This window comes from Metasolibacillus meyeri (genome assembly GCF_003049505.1).
Taxonomy (GTDB): Bacteria; Bacillota; Bacilli; order Bacillales_A; family Planococcaceae; genus Metasolibacillus; species Metasolibacillus meyeri.
In genome coordinates this window covers 1-503 of record NZ_PYWN01000298.1, presented here as the reverse complement: position 1 = coordinate 503, position 503 = coordinate 1, and the positions used below count along the sequence as shown (strand labels likewise).

Here is a 503-nt window from a genome sequence, read left to right as displayed (position 1 = left end):
TTCACTCCTTTTTATAATATAATATCACTTAAATTCTAAAAATTCAATAATAATTAGGAGATGGATAAAAAATGAAGGAAAAATATAACTCAAGTATAACTATACGTATTTCTGGAGATGTTTTCCCAATAGATAATTTTTTAGAAAAAATAGATATAAAACCAGTAGAAATTTATAAAAAAGGAGAACCATTTTTAAGAGGTTTAATACAAGATATTCAGCCATTTACCGCTTGGGAATTCACTATAAATTCAAGCAAATTTAAATATACAGATGACCAAATAGAATATCTATTTCAAAAATTAAGCCCATATTTAGATACAATTACTGATTATCAAAAAAAATATAATTTAAAGTGCGAAACCATCATTTGTGTGCGTTATGATGAATATCAGACATCTGGTATCCATTTTGAACCTAATCACATAGATTTTTTACAAAAAATAAAATCATCTGTTGATATAGACATATATAATTTATGTAGTGAGAAATAAACAATAGTT

1 protein-coding gene is annotated in these 503 nt (G+C 24.1%); it reads left to right on the top strand.

The genetic code is table 11. The features are described 5' to 3' along the window. Nucleotides 1-71: 71 nt before the first annotated feature. Nucleotides 72-494, top strand: a complete 423-nt coding sequence (locus C9J34_RS21645) for a DUF4279 domain-containing protein (RefSeq protein ID WP_107842207.1) — start codon at nucleotides 72-74, stop codon at nucleotides 492-494. Nucleotides 495-503: the final 9 nt, after the last annotated feature.

Bases quoted from the DNA above. Each gene is read 5' to 3' on its own strand.
- C9J34_RS21645 (WP_107842207.1), top strand. From the start codon at position 72: ATGAAGGAAAAATATAACTCAAGTATAACTATACGTATTTCTGGAGAT.